Source organism: Streptomyces sp., from assembly GCF_036566765.1.
In the GTDB taxonomy this organism is placed as follows: domain Bacteria; phylum Actinomycetota; class Actinomycetes; order Streptomycetales; family Streptomycetaceae; genus Streptomyces.
Genome location: NZ_DATCVQ010000028.1, coordinates 1 through 4,985, shown reverse-complemented (window position 1 = coordinate 4,985; position 4,985 = coordinate 1). Strand labels below are relative to the sequence as shown.

Below are 4,985 nucleotides of genomic sequence, written 5' to 3'. Positions count from 1 at the left end.
GGCCGCCCAGCGGTCCGGGTCCGCGGGCAGCGGGACCCGGCAGCCGGCGGGGGAGGGGCGGGCGGCCGCCACGGCCCAGGCGAGCAGGTCGGGCGCGGTGACCTCGTGCCCGTACCGCTCGCCGAGGTGCGCAAGCAGGCCCGGCGAGACGTTCGGCTCCGTGCCGCCGGGGCGGCGGAACAGCGGGCGGATCCGGCCCGGCCGGCCCGCGGGGGAGCGACCGTCCGGCAGCACCGCGGTGACCAGCAGCGCGGGACCGGCCGCGCCCGGCACGTACCCCTGCTCGACGGCGAAGAACTGCCGCTCGTCGGCGACCCGCCAGAGCTCGGGGCGTCCGATGTCGATCAGCCGGTGGTCCGGCAGCAGCCACTGCTCGTCGAACGGCCCGTGGGCGATCCGCACCGGCTCGGGGCAGCGGCCGGTCTCCCGGGTGAAGCGGACCGTGCCGGTGCGCTGCCCGGGCAGCGCGGCCACCGAGGTCGACGGGGTCCGCGCCCGGCTCGGCCGGAACAGCGCCGCCCGCTCGTCGCCTTCCGCCGTGACCAGCCGGGCCCAGCGGGCCCGTAGCGTCCGGACGTCCGGTGCCACGATCCAGGACCTGCCCAGCCGCAGCGGCGGCACGGACCACGGCATGAGGTCGTCCAGGAGCGGCGCTTCCTCGGCGGCGCTCGGGTTCGGGCTCGGCGTCCGGCTCGGGCTCGGCGTCGGGCTCGGGCTCTGGGTCGGGCTCTGGGTCACGTCGCAGATGCTAGCCAGCCGGTCCTTCGGGCCACAGAGGGACTACGCTCCTTTTGTGGGGTTATCTACCGACCCGGGAGGTCGGCGATGAAGTACAGCCAGTACGACTACACGACTCCCTCGCAGGCCGAAGGCGAACGGCTCGAAGAGGACATGGACGCCCAGCAGAAGGAGCAGGTGCACCACCCGCAGACCGCGCGGACCACCCCGTCGCAGGCCGAGGGGGAGCGCAGCGGCGAGTCCGGCGAGAGCTGAGTCCGTCTCTGGGCGGCGCGCGGCGCCTCAGTGCGCCTCGACCGTGACCGTGAAGGAGAAACGGTCGCCGCGGTAGCGGATGCGAGCCACGTCGACGACGCGGCCGTCCTCGTCGTACGTCACGCCCGTGTAGTGGAGGATCGGCGAGAGCAGCGGCACCTCCAGGAGGGCCGCCGTCTCCGGGTCGGCGAGCCGGGCCTCGACCGTGTCCGTGATGCGGCTGATCCGCACCCCGACCGCGTCCCGCAGCACCTTCGTCATCGGCCAGCGCTCCAGGTCGGCCGGGTCGAGATCCGCCGCGACGTCCGGACGGACCGCGTTCTCCGCCCAGTTGGTCGGCTCGCCGGTCTCCCCGTCGCGGCGCAGCCGGCGGTACGCGACCACTTCCGTGACGTCCGGGAAGTACTCGGCGAGCTCGCCCGGCACGGGGGCGGCGCCGTACCCGAGGACCGTCGTGCGCTCGCCGGACTGCTGGGCCACGATCGCGTCGATCGAGCCGAGCAGGCGACGCGGCGCACTGCGCCGCGCCCCCGGCTCGATGAAGGTGCCGCGCCGCCGGTGCCGGCTGATCAGGCCCTCCTCCTCCAGCTCCTTGAGGGCCTGCCGCATCGTCAGCACGCTCACCCCGTAGTGGCCGGCGAGCTGCTCCTCGGTCGGCAGCCGCAGCGACGCGTCGGGCGCGCGGCCGAGTATCGAGGCGCGGAGCGACTGCGAGACCTGGTACCAGAGCGGGAGCTTGCGGTTCAGGACCAGCGAGTCGGGGGCGAAGGCGGTCACGGCTTACTCCGAACGACGACTACGAGACACTACGGCCGGAAGTGGCGCTCAAGACCCTGCCATACGCCGTCGTAGCCGCTCTGCAGATGGTCGGCCTCTGCCGCCTGGCCGGTGGTGATCACCGGCCACCGGGTCTCGAACATGAAGGCCAGGCCGTCGTCGATCTTCTGCGGCTTCAGCTCGGCGGCGCTGGCCTTGTCGAAGGTCTCCCGGTCGGGTCCGTGTGCGGACATCATGTTGTGCAGCGAGCCGCCGCCCGGCACGAAGCCCTCGGCCTTGGCGTCGTACGCGCCCTCGATCAGGCCCATGTACTCGCTCATCACGTTCCGGTGGAAGTACGGCGGCCGGAAGGTGTCCTCGCCGACCAGCCAGCGCGGCGCGAACACGACGAAGTCCACGCCCGCGAGCCCGGGGGTGTCGGACGGCGAGGTGAGCACCGTGAAGATCGACGGGTCCGGGTGGTCGTACGAGATCGTCCCGATGACGTTGAAGAGCCGCAGGTCGTAGACGTACGGCGTGTGGTTGCCGAACCAGGCGACGACGTCCAGCGGGGAGTGGTCGTACGTCGCGGACCACAGGTTGCCGCAGTACTTGTTGACCACCTCGACCGGGCCCTCGGCGTCCTCGTAGGCGGCGAGCGGCGCGCGGAAGTGCCGGGCGTGCGCGAGTCCGTTGGCGCCGATCGGGCCGAGGTCGGGGAGCTGGAACGGCTGCCCGTAGTTCTCGCAGACGTAGCCGCGCGCCGTGTCGTCCAGCAGCTCCACCCGGAAGCGGACGCCGCGCGGGATCAGCACGACCTCGCCGGGGCCGGCGGACAGCAGGCCCAGCTCGGTGCGGACCAGCAGGCCGCCCTGCTCGGGGACGATCAGCAGCTCGCCGTCGGCGCTGCTGAACACCCGCTCCATGGGGGCGTTGGCGTGGTACAGGTGCACCGCCATGCCGGTGCGCTGCGTCGCGTCGCCGTTGCCGCCGAGCGTCCACAGGCCCGCGAGCCAGTCGGTGCCGGGGGCCGGCTCCGGCAGCGGGTTCCAGCGCAGCCGGTTGGGGTCGGGGACCGTCTCGGTGAAGGGCGCGGTGCGGACCGCGCCGTTGTCGATCCGGGCGAACGGCGGGTGCGCCGCCGAGGGGCGGATCCGGTAGAGCCACGAGCGCCGGTTGTGCGCCCGGGGCTCGGTGAACGCGCTGCCGCTGAGCTGCTCCGCGTACAGGCCCAGCGGGGCCCGCTGCGGCGAGTTGCCGCGCGCCGGAATCGCGCCCGGGACGGCCTCGGAGCTGTGCTCGTTACCGAAACCGAGGGAGTACCCCAGCCCCTCCGCCGTCTTGCGTGCCTGCTCCGTGTGCGTCGTGCCGGCCGTGCCTGTCATGCCCGCTCCTGGTCTGGATAACGCAATCCTGCATTCCTCTGTATGACCGTAGGATTCCGCGCCGCCCACGTCAACGGGGCGATTGCGTGGAGCTGTGCGCGTGGGGCGCGGCTTGGACGAATCCCGTGCACGAGGGGTTCCAAAAGATGAACATTGCTCTACTCTCACGCCATGTCGCGCCCTCCGTGGATTCGCAGGCTCCTCGTCGCCCCGGCGGCCCTCGTCGCCGCCCTCGCCCTCTCGCTGTCCGCCGCGCCCCCGGCCCAGGCCCACGAGGAGCGGCCGGTCACCTTCCCCGACGGCTCCGGCAGCGTGCCCACGCTGCGCACCGGGGAGCCCGATCTGCTGGTCTGCAAGACCGACCGGCCCGCCTTCGAACGCCGGATCGCCGCCTTCCCGGCCCCGCTGAAGGCCCGCAACCTCGCCCTGTACGAGCGCTGCGCGCGCAGCGGCCACCGGCACCTCCAGCAGGCCGTCGACGCCGTCGACCGGCCCGGCATGACCATCGCCGTGCTGCCCGGCCTGTACGAGGAGGAGCCCTCGCTGCCCCCGCCCACCGGGGCCTGCGCCGCGCTCAAAGCGCCGAAGTCCTCGCTCGGCTACCAGATCCTCAGCTACGAGCAGCAGCGGCAGTGCCCGCACAACCAGAACCTGGTCGCGATCCTCGGCAAGAAGAACCTCCAGATCGAGGGCACGGGCGCGTCACGGCTCGACGTCGTCCTCGACGCCAAGTACACGAAGCTCAACGCCATCCGGGCGGACCGCGCGGACGGCGTCTACTTCCGCAACTTCACCGCCCAGCGCACCACGTTCAACTCGCTGTACGTGCTCGCCGCCGACGGCTTCGTCATCGACGACGTCCTCACCCGCTGGAACGACGAGTACGGCTTCCTGACCTTCGCCTCCGACCACGGGCTCTACAAGAACTGCGAGTCGTACGGCAACGGCGACTCCGGCATCTACCCCGGCTCCGCCTCCGACATCAACAACGGCCGCGGGTACGAAGTCCCCAGGTACTCCATCGAGATCACCGGCTGCCGCAGCCACCACAACATGGTCGGCTACTCGGGCACCGCCGGGGACTCCGTCCACGTCCACGACAACGAGTTCGACCACAACATGGGCGGCGCGTCGATGGACTCCGCCTTCCCCGGGCACCCCGGACTCCCGCAGAACCACGCCCGGTTCGCGCGCAACCTCATCCACGACAACAACGAGAACTACTACCGGTACGTCGCCGACGGCACCTGCGCCAAGCCGCCCGTCGAGCGCGGCTACGAACAGGGCGTCGTCTGCCCGCAGATCTCCATGCCGCCCGGCACCGGCATCATCACCGCGGGCGGCAACTGGAACCGGTACGAGGACAACTGGGTGTACGGGCACCGGAACGCGGCCTTCTTCCTGAGCGCCGTGCCCGCCTTCATCCGCGGCGAGTCCGCGTGGGGCAAGCAGGCCGACACCTCCCACCACAACCGGTACGCCGGCAACCGGCTCGGCGTCGACAAGACCGGCGCCTCCCGGCCCAACCGCATCGACGTGTGGTGGGACGGGCAGGGCGGCGGCAACTGCTGGCAGGGCGACGCCGCCGCCTCCACGCCGGCCGCACTGCCCGAGTGCGGGAAGCGGCTCGGCGCGGTGTCGGGGAGCACCGACCGGCTCGTCGGCGAGCCCGCCAAGCTCGCCCACCTGCTGGTCTGCGCCGACTACAACGTCCAGGCGCGCCGGCTGCCGGCCGGCTGCGACTGGTACGGCGCCCGCGGCGTCCAGCGCGTCGAGACCCAGCTGGCGCTGGGCTGCGCCGCCGTCCTGGCCCTGGTCGGCGTCGCCCTGTGGCGGCGCAGGCTGCGCGGC

At 72.5% G+C, this 4,985-nt stretch carries 5 protein-coding genes; 2 read left to right on the top strand and 3 right to left on the bottom strand.

All coding sequences use genetic code 11. From position 1 onward, the window contains the following. A partial coding sequence (locus VIU94_RS01385; protein ID WP_331906605.1) for a type ISP restriction/modification enzyme occupies nt 1-633 on the bottom strand: 633 nt, incomplete at its 3' end. Between the two features lie 192 nt (nt 634-825). Between VIU94_RS01385 and VIU94_RS01380 the strand changes: the two genes are divergently transcribed. After that, entirely contained in the window at nt 826-993 is a 168-nt protein-coding gene (locus VIU94_RS01380) for a hypothetical protein (protein WP_331906603.1), read from the top strand. A gap of 27 nt (nt 994-1,020) precedes the next feature. Here the strand turns inward: VIU94_RS01380 and VIU94_RS01375 are convergent, their stop codons facing one another. Both VIU94_RS01375 and hmgA read right to left on the bottom strand, forming a co-directional pair. Then, nucleotides 1,021-1,770 carry a GntR family transcriptional regulator gene (locus tag VIU94_RS01375; RefSeq protein WP_331906601.1) on the bottom strand — a complete coding sequence of 250 codons (750 nt, stop codon included), beginning with the start codon at nt 1,768-1,770 and terminating at the stop codon, nt 1,021-1,023. Between the two features lie 29 nt (nt 1,771-1,799). Continuing rightward, nucleotides 1,800-3,134, bottom strand: coding sequence for a homogentisate 1,2-dioxygenase (gene hmgA / locus VIU94_RS01370; protein WP_331906599.1), 1,335 nt, complete (start codon nt 3,132-3,134; stop codon nt 1,800-1,802). Between the two features lie 171 nt (nt 3,135-3,305). Here hmgA and VIU94_RS01365 point away from each other — a divergent pair. Further along, nucleotides 3,306-4,985 (top strand): right-handed parallel beta-helix repeat-containing protein (locus tag VIU94_RS01365; RefSeq protein WP_331906597.1); only part of this gene is annotated, 1,680 nt, incomplete at its 3' end.

Excerpts from the sequence above, each read along its gene's own strand:
- VIU94_RS01380 (WP_331906603.1), top strand. The coding sequence starts at position 826 with ATGAAGTACAGCCAGTACGACTACACGACTCCCTCGCAGGCCGAAGGC.
- hmgA (WP_331906599.1), bottom strand. The coding sequence starts at position 3,134 with ATGACAGGCACGGCCGGCACGACGCACACGGAGCAGGCACGCAAGACG.